This window comes from Halobacillus litoralis, assembly GCF_009856445.1.
Classification (GTDB): Bacteria; Bacillota; Bacilli; order Bacillales; family Halobacillaceae; genus Halobacillus; species Halobacillus litoralis.
Map to the genome: position 1 here is coordinate 1 of NZ_WMFA01000049.1, position 510 is coordinate 510.

General features: G+C 46.1%; 2 tRNA genes and 1 rRNA gene. All 3 read left to right on the plus strand.

Features of this window, described 5'->3' with window-relative positions:
- Positions 1 to 73: ribosomal RNA gene (locus GLW00_RS20400) — 16S ribosomal RNA — on the plus strand; the annotation flags it as partial.
- 85 nt (positions 74 to 158) lie between these two features.
- A tRNA-Ile gene (locus GLW00_RS20405) sits at positions 159 to 235 on the plus strand.
- 8 nt (positions 236 to 243) lie between these two features.
- Positions 244 to 319 (plus strand) — tRNA-Ala (locus GLW00_RS20410).
- Positions 320 to 510 lie beyond the last annotated feature (191 nt).

Here is a 510-nt window from a genome sequence, read left to right on the forward strand (position 1 = left end):
GGTGGGGCCAATGATTGGGGTGAAGTCGTAACAAGGTAGCCGTATCGGAAGGTGCGGCTGGATCACCTCCTTTCTAAGGATATTACGGAAACGTACTGTGTTGGTTGTTCAGTTTTGAGAGATCAAACTATGAAAATATGATCTTCCTTCAATTGGATGGGCCTGTAGCTCAGTTGGTTAGAGCGCACGCCTGATAAGCGTGAGGTCGGTGGTTCAAGTCCACTCAGGCCCACCATTCAAAAAGGGGCCTTAGCTCAGCTGGGAGAGCGCCTGCTTTGCACGCAGGAGGTCAGCGGTTCGATCCCGCTAGGCTCCACCATTTAAATGTTACACCTAAACACAAGAACCTATTTTGTGTTTTATAATCAACCCTGCATAAGGGCGTGAACCTTGAAAACTGGATAAGGAATCATTGTTTCATCTAACGATGAGGCAATTGATGACAAGACATCTAATTGAAATTGTAAACGTCTTTTCACGAAGATAGTTAAGTGAATAAGGGCGCACGGT